The organism is Pseudarthrobacter sp. S6 (genome assembly GCF_050156575.1).
Lineage (GTDB): Bacteria > Actinomycetota > Actinomycetes > Actinomycetales > Micrococcaceae > Arthrobacter.
On the sequence record NZ_CP189581.1, the window covers coordinates 3,396,247 to 3,417,093 of the forward strand.

A 20,847-nucleotide genomic window follows, 5' to 3' on the forward strand; every position below is an offset into this window, starting at 1 on the left:
GCGCGGTGGCTGACAAGGACAGGCTTTACCGGATCCCAGCAAGCGTCTTCGCGAAAGTCACTGCGATCGGACTGGCGCAGGTCCTTACTTTGGTGTCCTACGTCTTATTGTTACGCAGCATCGTGGACAACTTCGAACCGGTGACTGTAGGAGCTGCTGCCGACCTGCAGTGGCGCTGGACTTTGGTTCAGGCCGCAATCCTAGGCGCTGTCGCCTTGCTCCACGGTTGGCTCCGGGCTATGGCCTTCAACGTAGCCGAGACGGCAGGCTACAACGTGGTTCGGGACCTGCGGATGAAAATGTACGCGCACCTTCAGGGTATGGCACCCCGGCAATTTCAGGGCAGGGCTCGAGGAGGCCTGCTTCTTCGCTTTCTTGGTGACCTTTCGATGACCAGGATGTGGATCAGCCGCGGAGTGCTCAGCGGGATGATAGCGGTCCTAGTGCTGGTCGGCACCCTGACAGTACTGTTCTTCTTCAGTTTCTGGATGACACTTGCGATCGTTGCGGCAATATCTGCCGGGGCCGCGGCCTCGGTGGTCGCCGGACAACGAATGCGACAGGCAACACGCATCATGCGCCGGCGCCGCTCACTCGTCATGAGCAACCTCGACGAGCAGCTCAACGCCCAACCTGTGGTGCAGGTTTTCGGGCGCTCAGCGGGAGAGTACGCACGCCTCTCACACCAAAACGATGAACTCACCCGTGCGCTCATCAGGGTTGCCCGCCTGCGCGGCTACCTTCGTGGCGTCGCAACCGCTTTTGCCCTGCTGGCACTGGCAGCCGTCCTTACTGCCGGGCTGTTCGAAGTCCGGCAGGGAACCGCGAGCATCGGGACCGTTATTGCATTCGTCGTTGTCACCCGGCAACTCTCCAGTCCGGTGCGTACCCTGGGGTTGTCCCACGACTACTGGCACCGTGCTCAGGTCTCCGTCGGCAAGATCAAGGAATACCTTCGCAGTTCGAGCAGGGACATGGACGGCAACGACCACGGTCCCCTTAAGGTCCGTCACGGCGCAATCGAGTTTTCCTCAGTATCGGTAACGGGGTCCCTCCACGATATCAATCTGCATGTTAGACCGGGTGAAGTGGTTGCTGTGACCGGAGAGGGCGGGAGCGGCAAAACGTCCCTGCTCGGGTTGGTCTCCAGAACAGTCGATCCTGACCGAGGGTGCGTCATCATCGACCGCCAGGTGCTGGCGAATACAGCACTCCGGTCGGCCGCCCAGTGGATAGGGGCCATGGGTCCTGAACTGCCACTGATGCGGGGATCGCTGTGGCGGAACCTCACTTATGCCGCCCCCCACGCGTCGCAAGAGGACGTTGACAGGGTGCTGGCGGCAACCGGGCTGGACGAAGCCCTCGCAGACCTGCCCTACGGTCCGCAGACCTGGATAGCCGAAGGCGGGCTCAACCTGTCCAAGAGCCAGCGGCAACGGATAGCACTTGCCCGGGCACTGATGGGCAATCCCCCTATCCTGCTTTTGGACGAGGCAACCCTTGGCTTGGACAAGGCCGCGAAGGAAGCCTTCGCAACCACGCTAAGAAGATTCCAGGGAACAGTATTGCTGGCTACCCAGGATCCCCAAGAGCTCGCACTGGCGGACAAGATAGTGGTTCTGTCGAAGGGGACCATCGCAGAAGTGATGACCGGTGAAGAGTACCGGGACCGGGTTTGGCTGGAGACGAACCTCCCAGCGTCGTCCCCACCCTCCGTTGCCGAGGTTGAGCACGTCCGAACGGGCACAGATCCACGCATTAGCGGAACCAGCCTGAAAAGGGAGTAGCCCCATGCATCCGAAGAAACGCGACAGGCTCCTCATGGCAATGGCGCTGGCAGTGTCCCTCGCCGGTACGGGCGCGATCGTAGCCAATTACGGGGCGAAGCAGGCACCGGACGTTCAGGCCATCGTCGTGCCGGCCGGCAATCTCACTGAGGGCCGGTGGTCTGTCCAATTCCTTGGCGACACCATGCTGGGGGACGGCGAAACCCCGATGTTGGACCCGCTGGGGCATGACACGGCGCTGGCAGCGGTTGCACCGCTCATAGACGGAGACTTCGTGATAGCCAACGCTGAGGGGCCGATGACGTCCCAGACCCAGCCGCTGAACCCCGGAAAGGCATACTCGTATAAGGCCGAACCAAAAGGAGCATGGGCATTATCGAAGGCTGGCATTGATGCTATCGGCCTAGGCAATAACCATTCCATGGACATGGGACTCGCAGGACTTGAAGACACTATGAAGGTTGCCAGTAATTCCGTGATGGCCACTTTTGGTGCCGGGCGCAACCTGACCGAGGCCGAGCGGCCTTTGATGCTGCGCACCGAATTGGGGACGATAGGCGTGGTGTCACTCGGCGAAAACTTCGGCAAGGCGACAACGGCCACCGAGATTAGTCCCGGCACCGTGGCGTTCAGCCCCGGAACAGTGCAGCGCGGTTACGACCTCGCCACCGCTGCGGGGGCTGACTGGGTGATCGGCTACGTGCATTGGGGAGACAATTACACTGACACACAACCACAGCAGCGTTATTGGGCCCAGGTAATGGTTGCCGCTGGCTACGACGCGATAGTCGGTACCGGTAGCCACATCGCAGACAAGATCGAATTTATTGGGGATGTTCCGGTCGCATACAACCTAGGTAACTTCGTATTTGGCACGCCAGGGCGCTACGATTCCTATGGAAAACAGGGCTTCGGCCTGATGCTCAGCTTGGAGTTGAGCCGGGATGCACCTACGCAAGTGGCGGTGAAATGCATTGTCACAGATAACTTCGTAACAGGATTCCAAACCCAGCCGTGTAGTGCCCCGCAGATGCTGGGTATCATGTCGGTTATCAATCCAGCCCTGCAGATCCAAGGCACTGTAGCCAGAATGCCATGCCGCTGCCTGGAGCCGCCGAGGTGACCATACCCCGTGGTCAACCAAAACGGCGTAAGTGGCTCCGTGGAGTGCTAGCGTCTGGGCTCGTCGCAGGGCTGGCAGTCCTTGCGACGAGCACCTTCCTGGCAGGAGACGACGGCCAAAAAACAAGAAAATCCAATCAGGGAGAAAACATGCCAGCCCCCGGCGGCACCGGCCCACAGACGAGCATGATCCAGCCAGGCACTAAGGGAAATTTCTCCTTTTCTTGGGACGGCCCGCTGTCCGACCAGCCCATTAAGGTCTGGTATCACGCGCCGGAGGATCCATCGTCGGCCCAAATCCTGATGGTCATGACCGGAGCCCACCGGGATGGGGAAGCCTACAGGGAGGACTGGCTGCCGATAGTGCAAGAGCGCAACACCCTGCTGCTGGTGCTCGAATTCTCAAGAGACGACTACCCAGGAGCGTCCTCCTACAACCAAGGCAACGTCCTGGACACCAACGGGAATATCAATCCGCCCGAGGCCTGGAGCTTCAACATGGTCGAAGCCCTCTTCGAAGCGGTTGTCCGCGACACAAACAGCAAGGCCAAAGACTACGCCCTCTTTGGGCACTCAGCGGGTGGCCAGTTCGTGCACCGTTTCATGGAGTTCACTGCGGAAAACCATGTCCGAATTGCCGTTGCAGCAAATGCCGGCTGGTACACGATGCCGGATCAGGATATAGATTTTCCCTACGGAGTAAAGAATTCTTCGCTTTCATCCAAGGAGTTGCGGAATGCCTTTACGCGGCGCCTCGTCATCCTGCTGGGAGCCAACGACATAGATCCGAAGGACCCGCTCCTTCAACGTGACCGAAGAACAGATGCCCAAGGAGACAACAGACTCACTCGAGGCTTGAATTTCTACCAGGCCGCACGGAACGCTGCCCAGGAAGGCGACGAATTCAATTGGGCCCTGTCGGTAATTCCAGGTGCCGCCCACAACCATAAACAGATGGCTGAAGCAGCAGCACCCCTGCTGTTATCTCCCAACTAACCGCGTGCGATCACCCCCGGACTTCGGGGACAAACTCCTCCAGCGAGCACACTCCGAGCCGGGTACTGCGGGTACCGCTTCCACAACCGCCTCTAAGGGATGCGTCCCCAAGGGACCTTTGACAGGCGCGGCTTTGCCCCTTCCCCTTAGCAGTGGCGCGCATTCGGTGTCGCCAGAGGCCGTTGCCTACCTGTATCCCTACTGGATGATGGCCTGGGCCGCCTATGCCGCTCCGAAGATGGCATCGTCCAGTTCTCCGACGGTGACTGCGACCCGGACCACCTCCTGCCAAGGATACGAAACGACAAAACCGCGGCTTGTTCGCAAAACCGGCCCGTGAAGGCCAGGATCTGCGAACAAGCCGCGGTCTCGGGTAAAACTCAGATGCTGTAGCGCTCGTCCTCGTGGTCCCCGCGGTGGTCCTTGACCAGGCCCGCGGCCAGCGTGTTGCCGTCCAGCGGGTCGATCACCAGGAACGCGCCGGTCCGGCGGTGGTGCAGGTAGTTCTCCAACGGCAGCGGCGCGGAGAGCCTCAGCTGCGCGTGGCCGATGTCGTTCAGCTCCAGGCTGGACGCGCCCTCGAGCTTGAACGTGGCCAGGTCGAGCTTGCCACTGACGCTGCGGACCAGCGCCTGGACAGTGCGCGTGCCGTGCTTCACCAGCACCTTGGCGCCTTCACGCAGCGGCTTCGGCGAGAGCCAGCACAGCGCGGCGTACAGGTCAGCGGTGGCCTCCGGGAAGGTCCCGGCGGCGGCAATAGTGTCACCGCGGGCGACGTCGAATTCCTCCGCCAGGCGGATCGCCACAGACTGCGGGGCGAACGCTTCCTGCAGTGATTCGCCGGCGAAATCGATGCCGGTCACGGTGGTGGTGCGGGCAGCCTGGCCGGGGGTCAGCACTGACACCGAATCCCCCACCTTCACAGACCCCTCGGTGATCTGGCCGGCGTAGGCGCGGTAGTCACGAAAGGCCTCAACATCCAGGCCACCGGCAACGGCATCGGGAGCCAGCGCACCCTGCGGCCGGATGACCAGCTGCACGGGGAAGCGGAAGCTCTCCAGCTGCGTGTCGATCTCGTCCGCGGCCGGCAAGGTTTCGAGGACCTCGAGCAGGGCCGGGCCGTCGTACCAGGGGGTGCGTTCGGAACGGTCCACCACGTTGTCGCCGTCGAGGGCGGACACCGGAATCACCAGCAGGTCATCGATGTGGTCCGCGCTGCCCAGCTCGGCGGAGCCGATGCCCAGTTCGCGGGCCACCTGCTGCACGTCGGCCTGGATTTCGCGGAACACGGACTCGCTGAAGTCCACCAGGTCGATCTTGTTCACGGCCACAATCACGTGCGCCACGCGCAGCAGCTGAAGCACGGACAGGTGCCGGCGCGTCTGCTCCAGGACACCCTTGCGGGCGTCAATGAGTACGACGACGGCATCCGCCGTGGACGCGCCGGTCACCGTGTTTTTGGTGTACTGGACGTGCCCGGGGCAGTCGGCCAGGATGAAGCTGCGCTGGTCTGTGGCGAAGTAACGGTAGGCCACATCGATGGTGATGCCCTGCTCCCGCTCGGCACGCAGGCCGTCCGTCAGGAGGGCCAGGTCGATCCCGCCCTTCTCGCCGCCAAAGCCGCGGTCGGAGGAGGTCCGGGCAACGGCGTCGAGCGTGTCAGCGAGAATCGCCTTGGAGTCGTGCAGGAGGCGGCCCACCAAAGTGGACTTCCCGTCGTCGACCGATCCGGCGGTGGCGAAGCGGAACAAAGTGGTAGGCAGGGCCGTTTCCAGCTCGGCGGCCAGGAATGAAGTTTCGGTGCTCATTTAGAAGTAACCATCCTTCTTGCGGTCTTCCATGGCGGCCTCGGAGATGCGGTCATCTGCACGGGTGGCGCCACGTTCGGTGATGGTGGAGGCGGCAACTTCGATCACAACGTCGCCCACGGTGGCTGCGTCCGACTCAACCGCACCGGTGCAGGACATGTCGCCCACGGTGCGGTAGCGGACGGTTTTGACGATGACTTCCTCGTGCGGCAGCGGCTGGGAAACCTCGCCCACCGCACGCCACATGCCGTCGCGGGCAAACACTTCGCGGTCATGGGCGTAGTACAGGCCCGGCAGCTCGATGTTCTCGCGTTCGATGTAGCGCCAGATGTCCAGCTCGGTCCAGTTGCTGATGGGGAACGCACGGACGTGCTGGCCCACAGTGTGGCGGCCGTTGTAGAGGTTCCACAGCTCGGGGCGCTGGTTGCGCGGGTCCCACTGGCCGAACTCGTCACGGAGGCTCAGGATGCGCTCCTTGGCGCGGGCCTTGTCCTCGTCACGTCGTCCGCCGCCGAAGACGGCGTCGAACTTGTTCTGCGAGATGGCGTCCAGCAACGGCACGGTTTGAAGCGGGTTACGGGTGCCATCAGCACGCTCGGCGAGTTCGCCGCGGTCGATGAACTCCTGGACGCTCCCGACGACGAGCTTGAGTCCCAGCCGCTCCACCGTCCGGTCGCGGAAGCCGATGACCTCGGGGAAGTTGTGGCCGGTGTCCACGTGCAGCACGGGGAACGGGACCTTGCCCGGCCAGAACGCCTTGGTGGCCAGGTGCAGCATCACCACGGAGTCTTTGCCGCCGGAGAACAGCAGCGCAGGCTTCTCGAACTCGGCCACGACTTCGCGGATGATGTGGATCGCTTCGGACTCGAGGGTGTCCAGGCTGGAGAGGCGCGTAGATACGGCGGCTTCAGTCACCTGGGTGGTCTCCTCAGTTAGGAAAGTGCTCATACGTGTAGTCCGCATTCTGTCTTGTCGGTGCCTGCCCAGCGGCCGGCGCGGGGGTCGTCTCCGGGCGCCACCTTGCGGGTGCAGGGCTGGCAGCCAATGGAGGGGTAACCCTGGGAAAGCAGCGGGTTGACGGGCAGGAGGTTGTCGTCGGAGTACTGGACCAGCTGGTCGAACGTCCACGCGGCCACCGGGTTGACCTTGACCAGGCCGTTGACCTCATCCCAGGTCACCAGCGGGGTGTTGGTCCGGGTGGGGGCTTCGTCGCGGCGGACGCCGGTGAACCAGAGTTCGTAGCCGGCCAGGGTGCGGCGCAGCGGGGCCACCTTGCGGAGGGCGCAGCACTGGGCGGCGTCGCGGGCAAAGAGGTCCTTGCCCAGGAGCCGGTCCTGCTGTTCCACCGTGTTCTCGGGAAGCACGTCCACCACGTTGACGCGGAGGTTCGCGGCCACCTCATCACGTGTGGCGTAGGTTTCCGGGAAGTGGTAGCCGGTCTCCAGGAACAGGACGTCGACGCCGGGCAGCTGGTCTGCGACCAGGGCCGGCAGGACGGCGTCGGCCATGGAGCACGCAACGGCAACAGAGGACAGGTCGAAGTTGCGCTCCACCCAGGCGATGACGTCGCGGGCGGGGGCGTCCCAGCCGAGCTCGGCAGCGCCGGACTCGGCGATGACTTTGAGCTCGTCATGGGTGCGGAGCTTGGCAGGCGATGCCGCCGGCTGAGTGTTGGTCACTGGAGGGCCTCCTCGTCAGCTGCGTGGGCCCATTCGGCGAACGTCTGGCCTTCGGAACGCTTGGCCACGAAGGTGCGCACCACGCGTTCCACGTAGTCCGGCAGGTCCTCGACGTACACCTTCAGGCCGCGGACGGTGCGTCCCAGGCCTGCCTCTTCGCGGCTGTCGGAAGCCAGCCCGCCGCCCAGGTGGACCTGGAAACCCGGGGAGGGGTCGCCGTCGGGCGTGGGAAGCATCATGCCCTTAAGCCCGATGTCCGCGGTCTGGATGCGGGCGCAGGAGTTGGGGCAGCCGTTGATATGCAGGGACAGTGCGTGCGGCAGTTCGCCGGACTCCGCGAGGTCCGCCAGTCGGCGTTCCAGGTCAGCGACCGCGGTGGCGGCCGTGACCTTCGTTTCGACGATGGCCAGCTTGCAGTATTCGATGCCGGTGCAGGCGATGGTGCCGCGGCGGAACACGGACGGGCGGGCGGACAGGCCCAGGGCGTCCAGCTCGGCAACCAGCGGTTCCACGTGGTCCTTGGCAACGTCCAGCACTACGAGCTTCTGGTGCGGGGTGGTGCGCAGACGGTAGGAGCCGCGGGCCTCAAGGGTGTCCGCGAGCTTGACCAGCTGAGCGCCGGACAGGCGGCCGGCCAGCGGGGTGGCGCCGATGAAGAACTTGCCGTCCTTCTGCTCGTGCACGCCGATGTGGTCGCCCGGGGTGGTTGGTTTGGGCGCGGCGGGACCGTCGGCCAGCTTGTAGCCGAGGTATTCGTCCTCGAGGATCTGGCGGAATTTCGCCGGTCCCCAGTCGGCCATCAGGAACTTCAGGCGGGCCTTGGTGCGCATGCGGCGGTAGCCGTAGTCGCGGAAGATGCTGGTGACGCCGAGCCAGACTTCGGCAGCCTCCTCGGGCTTCACGAACGCACCGAGGCGCTTGCCGAGCATCGGGTTGGTGGACAGCGCGCCGCCGGCCCAGAGATCGTAGCCAACGCCCAGTTCGGGGTGGCGGACGCCCACCAGGGCGAAGTCGTTGATCTCGTGGACCACGTCCTGGCTGGGGTGGCCGGTGATGGCGGTTTTGTACTTACGCGGCAGGTTGGACAGCAGCGGGTTGCCGATGAAACGCTCGCCCAGCTCCGCGATGAGCGGCGTGGGGTCGATGATTTCGTCCTTGGCGATGCCGGCCACAGGCGAGCCCAGGATGACACGGGGCACGTCGCCGCAGGCCTCGGTGGTGGACAGGCCAACACCCTCAAGCCGCTTCCAGATCTCGGGGATGTCCTCCACCCGGATCCAGTGCAGCTGGATGTTCTGGCGGTCGGTGAGGTCGGCGGAATCCCGGCCGAAGTCAACGGAAATCTGGCCGATGACGCGCAGCTGCTCGGTGGTGAGGGCGCCGCCGTCGATCCTGACCCGGAGCATGAAGTACTTGTCTTCGAGCTCGTGCGGCTCGAGCGTGGCGGTCTTGCCGCCGTCGATCCCGGGCTTGCGCTGGGTGTACAGGCCCCACCAGCGGAAGCGGCCGTGGAGGTCCTGGCTGGGGATGGCGTCGAAGCCGTCCTTGGAGTAGATGGTCTCGATACGCTCGCGCACGTTGAGGCCGTCGTCTTCCTGTTTCCAGGTTTCGTTGGCGTTCAGCGGGGTTTTGCCGTCCACTTTCCACTGCCCGTGCGGCTTGGCAGCGGGGCGGGAGGCGCGCGCGGGGCGCTTGGCGGCGGCGGGGTCCACGGACGCTCCGGCTAGAGCTGTATCAGTCATGCATCGACTGTAGGTGCCTGCCGAAGTGCGTCACAAAGGTCCGGAAACGGGAGGTCACCTAGGGAAACAATTCGTCACGAACCGCCGGAGAGCCTTGAAGAAGCCCGCCCGCTGTGCTTCGTTACGGTTCCCGTGCGGGCGCCTCTTGACCGTGGACGACGGCGGCGTCGAACCGTTCCAGCGCGATCTCGGCGAGCACGGGCGACGGCAGCAGTGGTTCTGTCACGAGGTCGGCTCCGGCTTTGGCCAGCTGGTCGTGGAAGAACCCCGGCGCGAGCAGGTAGGAGGCAATCACCACGCGGCCGCCGTCGTCCACGGCACCGGCGGACTCCCCGGCCCCGGCACCCCCTTCCAGTTCCAGGCGGAGCATGGCGACGGCGTCGGGCACCGACGGCTGGGCAGAGGCACCGTAGGCAGGCAGAATCCGGTTCCGCCGCAGCCCCCTGAGCTGGTCGGCGAGCTCTTCCACGCTGACGGCGGCATTGGGATTGGAGGACCCGGCAGCGGCGAGGACGATCGCGTCGCGGTCCGTAACGCCGGCCTCGCGGAGGCGCTGGTCCAGCAGGGCCGCGAGCCGCGGGTCCGGGCCGAGCGGCGCTGCGGCCAGGCTGCCCGGCCGGCCCTTCACGGCCCGGGCGATGTCCACTTTGACGTGGTAGCCCACGCTCAGCAACAACGGCACGACGACGGCAGTTGAGTCTGCGGGCAATCCCGCCACCACGTCCACGAGGTCCGGCTGCTGGACGTCCACGTAGGCTTCCCGCACGTCCAGGCCAGGGCGCAAGGCGGCGATGTCAGCGCGCAGCGCGTTGACCACCGCGGCTCCCTGCGTGCTGGATGTCCCATGGGCGCAGGCGATCATGATCGGGTTGTTCATAGGGGCTAGCGTAACGTTGGAGCCGCCCTGTCCGCCCACCATGAAACCGCCGGGACGCCTCATGACACTGCCGTTCGACACTTTGCCGTTCGACATCGACCTTGTATGGCTTGACCTGGCCGGCGTCTTCTTCTTCGCCGTCTCCGGGTCCCTGTTGGCGGCACGGAAGCAATTCGATCTGGTGGGTTCGCTGCTGCTGGCGTCCCTGGTCTCCCTTGGCGGCGGCGTCATCCGCGACATCATCCTCAACACCACACCGGCAGCCTTCTCCAACCCCGCGTATCTGGTCCCACCGGTACTGGCCACCGTCCTGGTGTATTTCCTGTACTCCAGCGTGCAGCGGTACACCTCGCTGCTCGTGCTGTTCGACGCCGGCGGGCTGGCCCTGTTCTGCATCACCGGAACGCTGAAGGCCCTGGCACTGGGGATGAATCCGGTAGCCGCCGTACTGCTCGGCGTGACTACGGCGGTGGGCGGCGGCCTGCTGAGGGACATCACCGCCAACGAGGTGCCCCAGCTTTTCGACCCGCGGGACCTCTACGCGCTGCCGGCCTTCAGCGGGGCGGCCTTGACGGCGCTGCTCTGGGTAACAGGGGCCTTCAACGTGCTGACGGCGTGCGCGGTGGCGGCCGTGGTGTTCGCGTTCCGCGTGGTTGCCTGGCGCCGGTCCTGGTATGTCCCGCTGGCCGTACATGGCTTGCACCGGCGGGGCTCCGGTGGTGGCGGGGCTGATGGGGCTGGCAGCGGCTCGGGAGCGGGCCGCAGTTAGCTAGGATATGAGCATGACTGACATGTTCCTCGAGAAGTTCCGCGCGCTTGTTCCGACCCATCTCGAGGACGAATGGCAGGAAGAAGACGGCCTGCCTGCGGATGAACTGGACGCGGCCCTCGCCGAGCACCAGTTCCAGGTTCCCCTGGCCCTGCGCGAGTTTTACCTGGCGGTGGGCGGCTGCGAGGACATCATGGAGGCGTACCACTACTTCTGGGATCCCGAAGAGCTGGAAGTGGATGACGAAGGCTTCCTGATGTTCCTCGAGGATGAGGAAGAACAGTTCACCTGGGGCTTCCGTGTGGGCGACCTCGGCATCCCTGACCCCATCGTGTACCGCCGCAACAACGCCCGCGGCCAGTGGAAGAGCGAAGAAGGCACGTTCTCCGAATTCGTCTTCGACATGTTCGAGTGGGCCTTCAACGACGAGGAAGAAAACTAGGGTCCTCCCCGCCTGTGCCCTTGTGCCCTGTGCCCTGTCCGGCCGAAACGGGGCACTTCGACACGGACGCGCCGCTTCCTAAGCCAGTTTCTTCGGAAACGTCGCCCAAAGTGCCCCACGACGGCGCGACTCACCTCGCACCGAAAGCCCCCTGCCGCGACTGTTCCAGTACCGCCAACACCTGGCCAACCATGCGGTCAGGGTGATAGACGACGTCGTCATAGCCGAATCTAAGGCCAAGACGACCACCGATGAGTGTGGCGTTGTTGCGCTTTCGGTCCTTCTTAACTTGCCTGGGCTCCAGGTGAGTGTCACCGTCGGTTTCCACCACGAGGCACTCCTCGATAAGAAAGTCCACCTCCCCAACCCCGGGAAGTTCCACATGCCTTCGGACATGGAGTCCCGCCCGCCGGAAGTGGCGGTTGGCCAGCACCTCCAGGATGGAATCCGCCCGAGGGATCACCATGTCCAGAACGGCCCTGGCGCGGGCATTCCGGTTTCCGGGGAGCTTACGCCGCAGGAAATCCAGGCTTATGTCGCCCCTCTGGGCTGCGCACTGAAGCATGACCAGCGATTCCACTGCGGGCAAGCAACGCAACGAATGAATCAGGACATCGGCCAGGCCGGCCACCGGCAGCCATGGGTGGGCCGGGTGGGGGCATCGGCCGTGGGCCAGCGTCCCCGGCGGTGTCCCCTTATGCCCTGGACTGAGGTGCACGGATCTTGGTTCATGAAGCGTCCACAGCTGGTATATGGGGGCAGCCGACAGACACGTCAGCAGAGCGTTTTGCTGCAGCGCCAGGGCGAATACGCCTGCCTCACGCGGCATGCTGTAGATGCCTCGTCGGATCCGCACAACCCGCCCGGCCGCCAGTGCCTTGTCGACGGAGGCCCGGGAAAATCCGGCCTCGCGGAGCGTCGACGCCCGGGTCACGCCGGCTCGCGTGCCGAGAAAAGTCTCAATATCCATCGTTCCACGGTGAACGCGGATAACAGCAAAGGGCAGACCCAAGATGCCGCATGTGGACAACTGCGCCGTCGTGGGGCACTTCGCCACGGACACTCTGTCCCTCCAGCCCGGAATGCCCACCGGAGGCCTCAATGTGCCCCACGAATGAGACGAAGAGAGGAAGAAAAGGCCTGTGACACGCGCAGTAACAGCAGGCTTGCACCCTGTGACAGAGCTGTCATACACTGTTCACGGATCCGCTAAACGCCTCCGGCGGGTCTGATGCGAACGGAGATATAGCCCCGGTTCGACGCAACGTGTGATTCGTTTCGTTGCTGAGAACCGGGGCTATCGCATTTAACGAACTCACCCAAGCAAACAGCGGGGCCCCGGCCAGGTTCAAACCCGCCGAGGCCCCGCTGCACACCAAGAGAATCAGCTGGCGCGGTCCACCACAGCCAGGGCGAAGTTGGCCAGCGAAGACTTCACAACACCTTCGGGAAGCGGCGCCAGCGCGGCAATGGCTTCGTCGGCCCAGCGGCGGGCGATCACCCAGGACTCGGCTGTCACGGGGTGCTCGCGCAGCCCGGCAACGGCGGCAGCCAGGGAAGCATCGGAGCTCAGGTCCCCATCAATGAGCTTCAAAAGGTCGACGGCGGACTGGTCACCGGCCGCCGCATCGCGCCGCAGGAACAAGACAGGCAGGGTGGGCACACCTTCGCGAAGGTCCGTGCCCGGTGACTTGCCGGACTTCACCTTGACGCCGGTGACGTCAATAACGTCGTCCGCCAACTGGAAGGCCACACCCACCTTTTCACCGTACTCCACCAGGAGCTCCTCGTAGGCCTCGTCGGCACCGGCGAAGATGGCACCGAGTTGGCCGGACGCGGCCACCAGGGAACCGGTCTTGTCCGCGATGACGGACAGGTAGTGCTCCACCGGGTCCTCGTCCGGGCGCGGGCCCACGGTTTCGTGCAGCTGGCCCAGGCACAGGCGCTCGAACGTCCGGGCCTGGATTCCAAGCGCGCGTGAGCCCAGCTCGGACACCAGGATGGACGCGCGGGCGAAGATGAGGTCGCCGGTGAGGACAGCCACGGAGTTTCCCCAGACCTCGTGGGCCGTGGGGGCGCCGCGGCGGAACGGGGCCGAATCCATAACGTCGTCGTGGTACAGCGTTGCCAGGTGGGTCAGCTCCACCACCACGGCAGCCTGCACAACGGCGGGCAGCGAGGCGTCGCCAAGGTGGGCGCACAGCAGCGTCAGCAGCGGCCGGATACGCTTGCCACCGGCTTCCACGAGGTGACGCGACGTTGCATCAGCCAGCGGGTCTGAGTTGGCAATGGCCTCGCGGAGCTTCTTCTCCACGCGGGCCAGGTTATTGGTGATCGCGGGGCCCAGTTCGGCGTCCTCCGCGATGGCCGCAAAGCCGGCGGGCAGCTGCAATTCCGTGGCAATGGCGGTGGTATTGAGGCTGGGTTCGGAGTCCGGCAGGCCGTGCCCGGCGTGCGTCCAGCTGTGGTCTGCGGAGTTAGTCACTGGTTAACCCTAACTTTTTGTTGCGGATACCGCTGATTCGAGGCCGACGCTGTATTGGATGTGGCCGGAACCAGTGACTCCAGGACGCGGATGGCCCTGTCCTCGAAGCCTTTCGCGGCCGGGTCGGTCAGGTTTGCGAGCAGCCGCACCACAAAGCGCATCAGCACGGGAATGGGCATCCCGGTCCGCAGCGCGAGCTTCATGACGGCGGGTTTTCCGATCAGCGCGGCAAATGCCCGGCCCAGCGTGAAGTGCGATCCCCACTGGCCCCGCACATAGTCCGCGTACCCCGCCAGGTGCGCGTCGGCGTCGTAGGTTGCCCCTGCAGCAGAGGAGCGAGCGGACGCGTCAATGATGAACTCGGCCGCGAACCGTGCCGATTCCATCGCGTAGGAGATGCCCTCGCCGTTAAACGGCGAGACCATGCCACCGGCGTCGCCCAGCAGCAGGAGGCCGGGCGAGTAGTGAGGGGTGCGGTTGAAGCCCATGGGCAGCGCGGCGCCACGGATTTCGCCCACCTGGTTGTCCGGGGTGAAGCCCCACTCGGCGGGCATGGCGGCAGTCCATTCGCGCAGGACCTGCTTGTAGTCGAGCTTGCCGAATTCTCGGGACGAATTCAGGATGCCGAGGCCCACATTGGAGGTTCCGTCGCCCACGCCGAACACCCAGCCGTAACCGGGGAGCAGTTTTCCGTCGCGGCCGGGGAGCTCCAGCCAGCCTTCCATCCAGTCGTCATCGTGCCGGGGTGACGTGAAGTACGTGCGGACGGCGACGCCGAGGGGGCGGTCGTCGCGCTTGTGAATGCCTAGCGACACGGCGGTTCGGGTGGAGTTGCCGTCTGCGGCGAGTACGACGTCGGCGCTGAAGTCGCGCGTCTCCCCCGTCTTGCGTCCGGACTCGTCCAGGAGCGCTGCGCGGACACCGGTCACACGGCCGTCTTCAGACCGCAGGGCTTCGGTGACGCTGTGCCGCTCGAGGATTTTGGCGCCGGCGGCCTGGGCGTGGCGGGCCAGTTCCTCGTCGAAGCCCAGACGCGTGCGGATCAGGCCGTACTGCGGGAAGTCGGACACCTCGGGCCAGGGCAGTTCGATGGTGCGTCCGCCGGCGATCAGGCGGAGGCCCTTGTTCCGGCGCCAGCCGTCCGCTTCAGGGTGCGGCAAGCCGAGCTTCTGGATTTCGCGGACCGCCCGCGGGGTGAGGCCGTCGCCGCAGACCTTCTCGCGCGGGAAGCTGGTTTTTTCCACGACGGTCACGTTGATGCCGGCCCTGGCAAGGTAGTACGCGGCGGTTGAACCGGCTGGCCCCGCGCCGACAATCAGAACATTCATGCCGTTCAGCGGACGATGTTGCGGCGAAGCTTGGCCACAGGGCCCTTGTGCGCGGCGATGGCTTCCGCGGCACCCTCCGGCGTGGATTCCAGCGGTTTGGTGGCACGGTGCACGGCCACGATCCCGCCGGTCAGGTTGCGATACGTGACCTTTTCCCAGCCGGATTCCTGCAGCCAGGCGGCCAGGTGGTCCTGGTCCGGCCAGGCGCGGATGGATTCGGCGAGGTACACGTAGGCGTCCGGGTTGGAGGCCACCTTGACGGCGATGGCCGGCAGGGCACGCATGAGGTATTCGGTATACATGGTGCGCCACAGCGGAACCACGGGCTGGGAGAACTCGGCGATGACCAGCTTGCCGCCGGGCTTGGTGACGCGGAGCATCTCGGCCAGCGCCCTCTTGGGCTCGTTGACATTGCGCAGCCCGAAGGAAATGGTGCTGGCGTCGAAGCTGTTGTCCGCGAACGGCAGGTTGGTGGCGTCGCCGGCGACGAAGTTGATGTCCGGGCGGCGGCGCTTGCCCACCTTGAGCATGCCGAGGGAGAAATCACAGGCGATGACATCTATGCCTGCATCGGCATACGGCTCGCTGGAGGTGCCGGTTCCCGCAGCCAGGTCCAGCACGCGCTGGCCCCGTTTCATGTCCATGGCGTCCACCACGATCCTGCGCCAGCGGCGGGTTTGTCCCATGGAGAGGACATCGTTGACGACGTCGTACTTAGGTGCGACGTCGTCAAACATCGTGGCTACTTCGTCCGGACGCTTTTCCAAGGATGCTCGGTTCACCATGCAATTGTGTCAGACAAACTTGAGAAGGACTTTCGACGAGCCGGTCCCCCGGTCCGAGGCGACCGCAAATGCCTCGGCCACGTCACCGGCGTCGAACGTGTGGGTCAGCAGCGGCTCAACGTCCAGCCCGTCCGCCAGGTACGCGAGGGCGTCATCCAGTTCGTCCGCGAAGCGGAAGGTCCCGCGGTAATCAATCTCCCGGAAGACCAGAGCGGCGAGCTCGGCCGTCACGGGCCCGGCCGGCAGATTGCCCACCTGGACCACGGTCCCCCCGCGGCGCACGGCCGCCAGGACACCGCCCAGGGCCCGGGCAGCGCCGGAGGCCTCGAACGCAACATCCACCTCGGGAAGCTGCGCGCCGGAACCCACCAGCACGACGTCGTCGGCTCCCATCCGTTTGGCGATCGCCAGCGAAGTCTCCGAGAGGTCACTGGCGACAACGCTGGCTGCGCCGGCGCGCCGGGCGGCGGCCACCAGCAGCGCGCCGATCGGCCCGGCACCGTTCACGAGGACGTCCTTTCCGGCGAGGCTGCCGGCCCGGCCGACGGCGTGGATGGCCACAGCGAGCGGCTCGGCGACGGCGGCCTGGCGGGTGGTGACGCCGTCGGGCAGGCGGCGGAGCTGGCCCGCCGGGACGGCCTTGCGGGAGGCGAAGGCACCGTCCGTGTGGGGCCGGTGCGTGGCGCTGCCGTAGTAGGTGACCTGCGGGCAGAGGTTGGTGCGTCCGGCGAGGCAGTCGGCGCATTCGCCGCAGGACACGGCGGGGTGGACGGTCACGGCGTCGCCCACCGCGAAGCCCGTCACGCCTTCGCCGAGCTGGGAGATCCGGCCGGCGACCTCGTGGCCGAGCACCATGGGATCGGCCAGGAGGCTCAGCCCGGAGGCGCCGTGGCTGACGTAGTGGAGGTCGGAGCCGCAGATGCCGCCGTATTCGACGTCGACGATCACCGAGCCGGCCGGGCAGTCCGGGTCCGGACGGTCCTCGAGGCGCAGGTCTCCGGCGGAATGGACAACGACTGCTTTCATACTGCGTCCTCCACGAGGGTCAGGTCGCGTCCCTTGGTTTCGGGGGCGAAGAAGGTGGCCACAAAGGCGACGGCGGAGTAGAGGACCATCATTCCGGCAACCGGCCACCAGGAGTTGGTGAAGAGGGCCAGCAGGCCTGCGGCGATGATGGGGGCCAGGCCGCCGGAGAGTACGCCGCCGATTTCCTTGGCCATGGCCAGCTGGGTGTAGCGGTTGCGGGAGCCGAAGAGTTCGTTGACGTAGGCGGACTGGACCGAGAACATGCCCAGCACGGAGACGGACAGGCCGATGATCAGGGCCAGCGAAACCAGGAACGGATCGCGGGACTGCATCATTAGCAGGGCCGGGATGGCGAAGCACATCTGGAAGCCGGACAGGGCGCGGTACATGGTGCGGCGGCCCACCGCGTCGGAGAGCCAGCCGGCCAGCGGAACCGTGGCGAAGCCGAGGAACGAGCCGATCAGCAGCGCGAAGGTGCCCACGCTCTTGTCCATGCTCAGACCGGTGACGATGTAGCCGATGAGGAAGGTCTGGATCATGGCCGAGTTGCCGGATTCGCCGATCCGCAGAGCCATGGCCAGGAAGAAGGCCTTGCCTTTGCGCTTGGCTTTGGTGGTCGGTGCGGAGGCCTGTGCGGACTGCCCGACGGCGGTGCCGGACGTCGCGGCGAAGGCGGCGGCAGCAGCGGCGTCGGCGATTTCCTGCTCACGGGTGGCCTCGAAAACGGGGCTTTCCTTCAGGTTGCGGCGCATCCAGAGGGCGTACAGCGTGATGCCGATGCTGGCGATGAACGGCAGGCGCCAGCCCCAGCTCATGAGGGCTTCTTCGGGCAGGAGGGTCAGCAGGACCCACAGGCCGGCGGCCAGCAGCGTGCCGGAGTTGGTGCCGAGGCAGACGAAGGAGGCGATCAGGCCGCGCTTCTTCGGCGGGGAGTATTCGGCCAGCATAACCGAAGCCCCGGAGAGTTCAGCGCCGGCGCCGAAGCCCTGGGCGAGGCGCAGCAACACCAGGATGACCGGCGCAGCGATGCCGATCTGGGCGTAGCCGGGCAGGAAGCCGATGAGCATGGTGGACACGCCCATCATCATGATGGTGATGACCAGGACCTTCTTGCGGCCCACACGGTCACCCATGCGTCCGAAGAACCAGGCGCCGACCGGACGGGCCAGGAAGCCCACGCCATAGGTGATGAACGCGACCAGCAGGCCCACTACGGGGTCGAAATTGGGGAAAAAGATTTTGGGGAAGATGATGGCGGCTGCCAGCGAGTAAAGCTGGAAGTCCATGTATTCCATGGCCGTGCCGAGCCAGCCGGATACTGCTGTTTTGATCAGGTCTTTGGATGAGCGCTGGGTGGCGCCGATCTGGATTGTTGCCGTCATGAACCCCTCTGTTCTACGGGTCTGGCCGGATGCACAGCTTCAATGATGCGGCATGGCCAGACGTCTTTTCTTGTCCCCGCATTGGAACAACGACTGCCATTCAAGCACTGCCATACCAGTCTGTCAACAGATGACCCGGCTCTTACCCCGCGCCCCGGGCTGACGGTGCCCGGACTGGGCGGCACAGCTACTGTGGAAGCATGGCCGTCCCCGATACCACCCCGCGCATCTCCGCCCGGATGATGGCGTATGCGCAGATCCGTGAGCGCATCATCTCCGGCGAGAACGCTCCCGGGACGCTCCTCTCCGAGAACGAACTCGCGCACCACCTGGGCACCAGCCGCCAGCCCATCCGGGAAGCCCTGATGCTCATCGCGCAGGAAGGCCTGGTGGAAATCCGCCCGCAGAGCGGCACCTACGTGACCTACCTGGACCCGGACATCGTGGCCCAGGCCCAGTTCATCCGCGAGGCCATCGAAGTCGCCTCGCTGGCTGACTGCGCCCGCAACATCACCCCTGAAGCCGCGGCCGCACTCTACGAACTCCTGGACCGGCAGGACGCCTGCACCACGCGCGAGGAGTTCTACCCGCTGGACGAGGACTTCCACCGGACCCTGCTCGCCATCGCCGGCCATGAAACAGCCTGGGCCACCGTTTCCAATGCCAAGGGCCACCTGGACCGCGCCCGTTACCTGGGGCTCAGCGGCTACCGCGGCATCACGGAATACGCGGCCGATCACCGGCACGTACTGGACGCGATCCTCGCCGGCGACCTTTCGGCTGCGGAAGACGGCCTGCGCAGCCACCTGCGCTTCATCCTGGACGACGTCACGAGCATGCGCGCGGCACGGCCGGACCTGTTCTCCGCCCCTTCCGGGCCGGAGCGACGCACCGGCCGGCCGGCCCGGGTCTAAGTCCGGGACTTCGCGGGCGCGTCCTTTCCGCTCCCCCACTGCGACCGGCACGGCCCAACGCGGCCGCGCCCCATACGCGGGAGTAATGTTGTCTCATCATGACGAGCACGTTCCGCACCCTCACAGTCCCCCTGGATGGCAACGCATCTGACGGCGGACTGCCGCAGTTCCTGGTCCGGGACGACGTCCTCTGCTGGACCCGCCGCGAAGCCGGCCTGGTGGGCTTCGGCGAGATCGCCCGCTTCACGGCCACCGGCCCTGAGCGTTTCCTCGAGGCCGACATCTGGTGGCGCCACCAGGTCCTCGAAGCGGACATCACAGACTCCGTGGAGCTGCCCGGCACCGGCCCGGTGGCTTTCGGCTCCTTCGCATTCTCCAAGAAGTCCACCCATGTATCGCGGCTGATCGTGCCGGAAATCGTGGTGGGCGTCCGGGACGGCCAGTACTGGCTCACCCAGTTAACGTTCGACGACGGCGAACTCACCGAAGTGGGCGCACTCGCCGCGCTGGACGGCTGGCTGAGCGGTGGCAGCGTGGGTGAGCCCGGCGTCGTGGGTGAGTCCGGCGCTGCCGGGGACGGCACGTCCGTCGCACTCACGTCGAAGGAGGACGGCGCTGTCGTGCGTCCTTTGCCTTCCGCCGACGGGGCCACCCTGCACACCGGCTCGCTCAGCGAGGAAGACTGGATGGCCGCAGTGGCCGCGGGTGTGGAGGAGATCCGGACCGGTGCGCTGGAGAAACTGGTGCTGGCACGGGACATTGTGGCCACGGTGCCATCGGGCGTGAACGCCGCGCAGGTGTTGCGCGAGCTGGCCGTGCGGTACCGCGAATGCTGGACTTATGGCGTGGACGGGCTGGTGGGCGCCACCCCGGAAATGCTGATCCAGGTGGAGGGGCGCACAGCCCAGGCGCGCGTTCTGGCCGGGACGCTGGACCGCCGCGATGCGCACGGCGAGGCCGGGATTCCCATGGACTATGCCGAGCGGGTGCTCGCCGGGTCCGAGAAGCAGCGGCACGAGCACGAGATCGCGATCCAATCGCTGACGTCACAGCTGGCACCATTTTCCGAGGCCATGAACGCCCACGACGAGCCTTTCATTTTGGAACTGCCGAACGTGTGGCACCTCGCGTCGGACGTAAAGGCGGAGCTCGCCGAAGTGGAGGGCCATGTGCCCACGTGCCTCGCGCTGATCAATGCACTGCACCCCACCGCGGCGGTCTGCGGCACACCCACGCTGGTAGCCGGCGCCCTGATCCGCAAGCTTGAACACCTGGACCGCGGCCCGTACGCGGGACCGGTCGGCTGGCTGGATGCGGCCGGGAACGGCGAGTGGGGCATCGCCCTGCGCGGAGCCGTGATCGAAGATCCTCATACCGTGCGGTTATATGCCGGTTGCGGCATAGTTGACGGCTCCCAGCCGGAAGCCGAGCTGGCGGAAACCTGGGCGAAGTTCCGGCCGATGCTGGAGTCGCTGGGCTTCGGCGGCACCTAATCCACTGCCCAGCCTCCCAACTGACTCGCAGATAACGTAGCGAAATCGCGTTTGCACAGCGTTAACTGCGACCTAGTTGGGCGGGCATCTAAAATTCCAGACACTCACCGTCAAAAAACCCTTGCGCTTTGGGGTACAAAGTTATCCAATAGTGAAACAAAGTTTTCTGTGACGCACATCTCGTTTTCGGCGGTACGCTATTAGCCGCTTAG

18 protein-coding genes are annotated in these 20,847 nt (G+C 65.3%); 7 read left to right on the forward strand and 11 right to left on the reverse strand.

The window, feature by feature from the left end:
- Positions 1–5 precede the first annotated feature (5 nt).
- The 3 genes from ACQCS0_RS16255 to ACQCS0_RS16265 all read left to right on the forward strand — a co-directional run bounded on the left by ACQCS0_RS16255 (position 6) and on the right by ACQCS0_RS16265 (position 3,905).
- Entirely contained in the window at positions 6–1,787 is a 1,782-nt protein-coding gene (locus ACQCS0_RS16255) for an ABC transporter ATP-binding protein (RefSeq protein ID WP_354153212.1), read from the forward strand.
- 4 nt (positions 1,788–1,791) lie between these two features.
- Positions 1,792–2,910 (forward strand): CapA family protein, encoded by a 1,119-nt coding sequence (locus ACQCS0_RS16260; protein WP_354153211.1) that lies wholly within the window; start codon positions 1,792–1,794, stop codon positions 2,908–2,910.
- Positions 2,911–3,059: 149 nt separating this feature from the next.
- Positions 3,060–3,905 carry a hypothetical protein gene (locus tag ACQCS0_RS16265; protein WP_354153210.1) on the forward strand — a complete coding sequence of 282 codons (846 nt, stop codon included), beginning with the start codon at positions 3,060–3,062 and terminating at the stop codon, positions 3,903–3,905.
- A 380-nt stretch (positions 3,906–4,285) separates the two neighbouring features.
- Here ACQCS0_RS16265 and ACQCS0_RS16270 read toward each other — a convergent pair whose 3' ends face one another.
- From ACQCS0_RS16270 to ACQCS0_RS16290, 5 genes are all read right to left on the reverse strand, one after another.
- Positions 4,286–5,713 carry a sulfate adenylyltransferase subunit 1 gene (locus ACQCS0_RS16270; protein WP_426939852.1) on the reverse strand — a complete coding sequence of 476 codons (1,428 nt, stop codon included), beginning with the start codon at positions 5,711–5,713 and terminating at the stop codon, positions 4,286–4,288.
- Positions 5,714–6,661, reverse strand: coding sequence for a sulfate adenylyltransferase subunit CysD (cysD, locus tag ACQCS0_RS16275; RefSeq protein WP_354153208.1), 948 nt, complete (start codon positions 6,659–6,661; stop codon positions 5,714–5,716).
- Entirely contained in the window at positions 6,658–7,392 is a 735-nt protein-coding gene (locus ACQCS0_RS16280) for a phosphoadenylyl-sulfate reductase (protein WP_354153207.1), read from the reverse strand. Before ACQCS0_RS16280 ends, cysD begins: the two co-directional genes overlap by 4 nt.
- Complete coding sequence (locus ACQCS0_RS16285) at positions 7,389–9,134, reverse strand: nitrite/sulfite reductase (protein WP_354153206.1); 1,746 nt, start codon at positions 9,132–9,134, stop codon at positions 7,389–7,391. Before ACQCS0_RS16285 ends, ACQCS0_RS16280 begins: the two co-directional genes overlap by 4 nt.
- Before the next feature lie 121 nt (positions 9,135–9,255).
- Entirely contained in the window at positions 9,256–10,011 is a 756-nt protein-coding gene (locus ACQCS0_RS16290) for a CbiX/SirB N-terminal domain-containing protein (RefSeq protein WP_354153205.1), read from the reverse strand.
- Positions 10,012–10,072: 61 nt separating this feature from the next.
- Here ACQCS0_RS16290 and ACQCS0_RS16295 point away from each other — a divergent pair, with 61 nt between their 5' ends.
- Both ACQCS0_RS16295 and ACQCS0_RS16300 read left to right on the forward strand, forming a co-directional pair.
- Positions 10,073–10,780: a TRIC cation channel family protein gene (locus ACQCS0_RS16295; RefSeq protein WP_354153204.1), complete on the forward strand. Its 708-nt coding sequence runs from the start codon at positions 10,073–10,075 to the stop codon at positions 10,778–10,780.
- Between the two features lie 13 nt (positions 10,781–10,793).
- Entirely contained in the window at positions 10,794–11,222 is a 429-nt protein-coding gene (locus ACQCS0_RS16300; protein ID WP_193341890.1) for a hypothetical protein, read from the forward strand.
- 130 nt (positions 11,223–11,352) lie between these two features.
- Here ACQCS0_RS16300 and ACQCS0_RS16305 read toward each other — a convergent pair whose 3' ends face one another.
- From ACQCS0_RS16305 to ACQCS0_RS16330, 6 genes are all read right to left on the reverse strand, one after another.
- Complete coding sequence (locus tag ACQCS0_RS16305) at positions 11,353–12,192, reverse strand: type IV toxin-antitoxin system AbiEi family antitoxin domain-containing protein (RefSeq protein ID WP_354153203.1); 840 nt, start codon at positions 12,190–12,192, stop codon at positions 11,353–11,355.
- 414 nt (positions 12,193–12,606) lie between these two features.
- Complete coding sequence (locus ACQCS0_RS16310; RefSeq protein WP_354153202.1) at positions 12,607–13,707, reverse strand: polyprenyl synthetase family protein; 1,101 nt, start codon at positions 13,705–13,707, stop codon at positions 12,607–12,609.
- The gene (locus tag ACQCS0_RS16315; protein WP_426939853.1) at positions 13,704–15,035 is read right to left on the reverse strand and encodes a geranylgeranyl reductase family protein; all 1,332 of its coding nucleotides are present in this window, start codon (positions 15,033–15,035) and stop codon (positions 13,704–13,706) included. The genes ACQCS0_RS16310 and ACQCS0_RS16315 overlap by 4 nt, the downstream gene beginning before the upstream one ends.
- Before the next feature lie 5 nt (positions 15,036–15,040).
- Complete coding sequence (locus tag ACQCS0_RS16320) at positions 15,041–15,817, reverse strand: demethylmenaquinone methyltransferase (RefSeq protein ID WP_354153200.1); 777 nt, start codon at positions 15,815–15,817, stop codon at positions 15,041–15,043.
- Positions 15,818–15,829: 12 nt separating this feature from the next.
- Positions 15,830–16,846, reverse strand: a complete 1,017-nt coding sequence (locus tag ACQCS0_RS16325; RefSeq protein ID WP_354153199.1) for an L-idonate 5-dehydrogenase — start codon at positions 16,844–16,846, stop codon at positions 15,830–15,832.
- Complete coding sequence (locus ACQCS0_RS16330) at positions 16,843–18,228, reverse strand: MFS transporter (protein ID WP_354153198.1); 1,386 nt, start codon at positions 18,226–18,228, stop codon at positions 16,843–16,845. Before ACQCS0_RS16330 ends, ACQCS0_RS16325 begins: the two co-directional genes overlap by 4 nt.
- 200 nt (positions 18,229–18,428) lie before the next feature.
- Between ACQCS0_RS16330 and ACQCS0_RS16335 the strand changes: the two genes are divergently transcribed.
- Together ACQCS0_RS16335 and ACQCS0_RS16340 are read left to right on the forward strand one after the other, a co-directional pair.
- Positions 18,429–19,142 carry a GntR family transcriptional regulator gene (locus ACQCS0_RS16335; protein WP_354153197.1) on the forward strand — a complete coding sequence of 238 codons (714 nt, stop codon included), beginning with the start codon at positions 18,429–18,431 and terminating at the stop codon, positions 19,140–19,142.
- Positions 19,143–19,240: 98 nt separating this feature from the next.
- A complete protein-coding gene (locus ACQCS0_RS16340) occupies positions 19,241–20,635 on the forward strand; it encodes an isochorismate synthase (protein ID WP_354153196.1) in 1,395 nt (464 codons plus the stop codon).
- Positions 20,636–20,847: the final 212 nt, after the last annotated feature.

Bases quoted from the DNA above. Each gene is read 5' to 3' on its own strand.
- ACQCS0_RS16270 (WP_426939852.1), bottom strand. From the start codon at position 5,713: ATGAGCACCGAAACTTCATTCCTGGCCGCCGAGCTGGAAACGGCCCTG.
- ACQCS0_RS16315 (WP_426939853.1), bottom strand. From the start codon at position 15,035: ATGAATGTTCTGATTGTCGGCGCGGGGCCAGCCGGTTCAACCGCCGCG.
- ACQCS0_RS16305 (WP_354153203.1), bottom strand. From the start codon at position 12,192: ATGGATATTGAGACTTTTCTCGGCACGCGAGCCGGCGTGACCCGGGCG.
- ACQCS0_RS16285 (WP_354153206.1), bottom strand. From the start codon at position 9,134: ATGACTGATACAGCTCTAGCCGGAGCGTCCGTGGACCCCGCCGCCGCC.
- ACQCS0_RS16325 (WP_354153199.1), bottom strand. From the start codon at position 16,846: ATGAAAGCAGTCGTTGTCCATTCCGCCGGAGACCTGCGCCTCGAGGAC.
- ACQCS0_RS16265 (WP_354153210.1), top strand. From the start codon at position 3,060: ATGCCAGCCCCCGGCGGCACCGGCCCACAGACGAGCATGATCCAGCCA.
- ACQCS0_RS16290 (WP_354153205.1), bottom strand. From the start codon at position 10,011: ATGAACAACCCGATCATGATCGCCTGCGCCCATGGGACATCCAGCACG.
- ACQCS0_RS16340 (WP_354153196.1), top strand. From the start codon at position 19,241: ATGACGAGCACGTTCCGCACCCTCACAGTCCCCCTGGATGGCAACGCA.
- ACQCS0_RS16295 (WP_354153204.1), top strand. From the start codon at position 10,073: ATGACACTGCCGTTCGACACTTTGCCGTTCGACATCGACCTTGTATGG.
- ACQCS0_RS16330 (WP_354153198.1), bottom strand. From the start codon at position 18,228: ATGACGGCAACAATCCAGATCGGCGCCACCCAGCGCTCATCCAAAGAC.
- ACQCS0_RS16300 (WP_193341890.1), top strand. From the start codon at position 10,794: ATGACTGACATGTTCCTCGAGAAGTTCCGCGCGCTTGTTCCGACCCAT.
- ACQCS0_RS16260 (WP_354153211.1), top strand. From the start codon at position 1,792: ATGCATCCGAAGAAACGCGACAGGCTCCTCATGGCAATGGCGCTGGCA.
- cysD (WP_354153208.1), bottom strand. From the start codon at position 6,661: ATGAGCACTTTCCTAACTGAGGAGACCACCCAGGTGACTGAAGCCGCC.
- ACQCS0_RS16335 (WP_354153197.1), top strand. From the start codon at position 18,429: ATGGCCGTCCCCGATACCACCCCGCGCATCTCCGCCCGGATGATGGCG.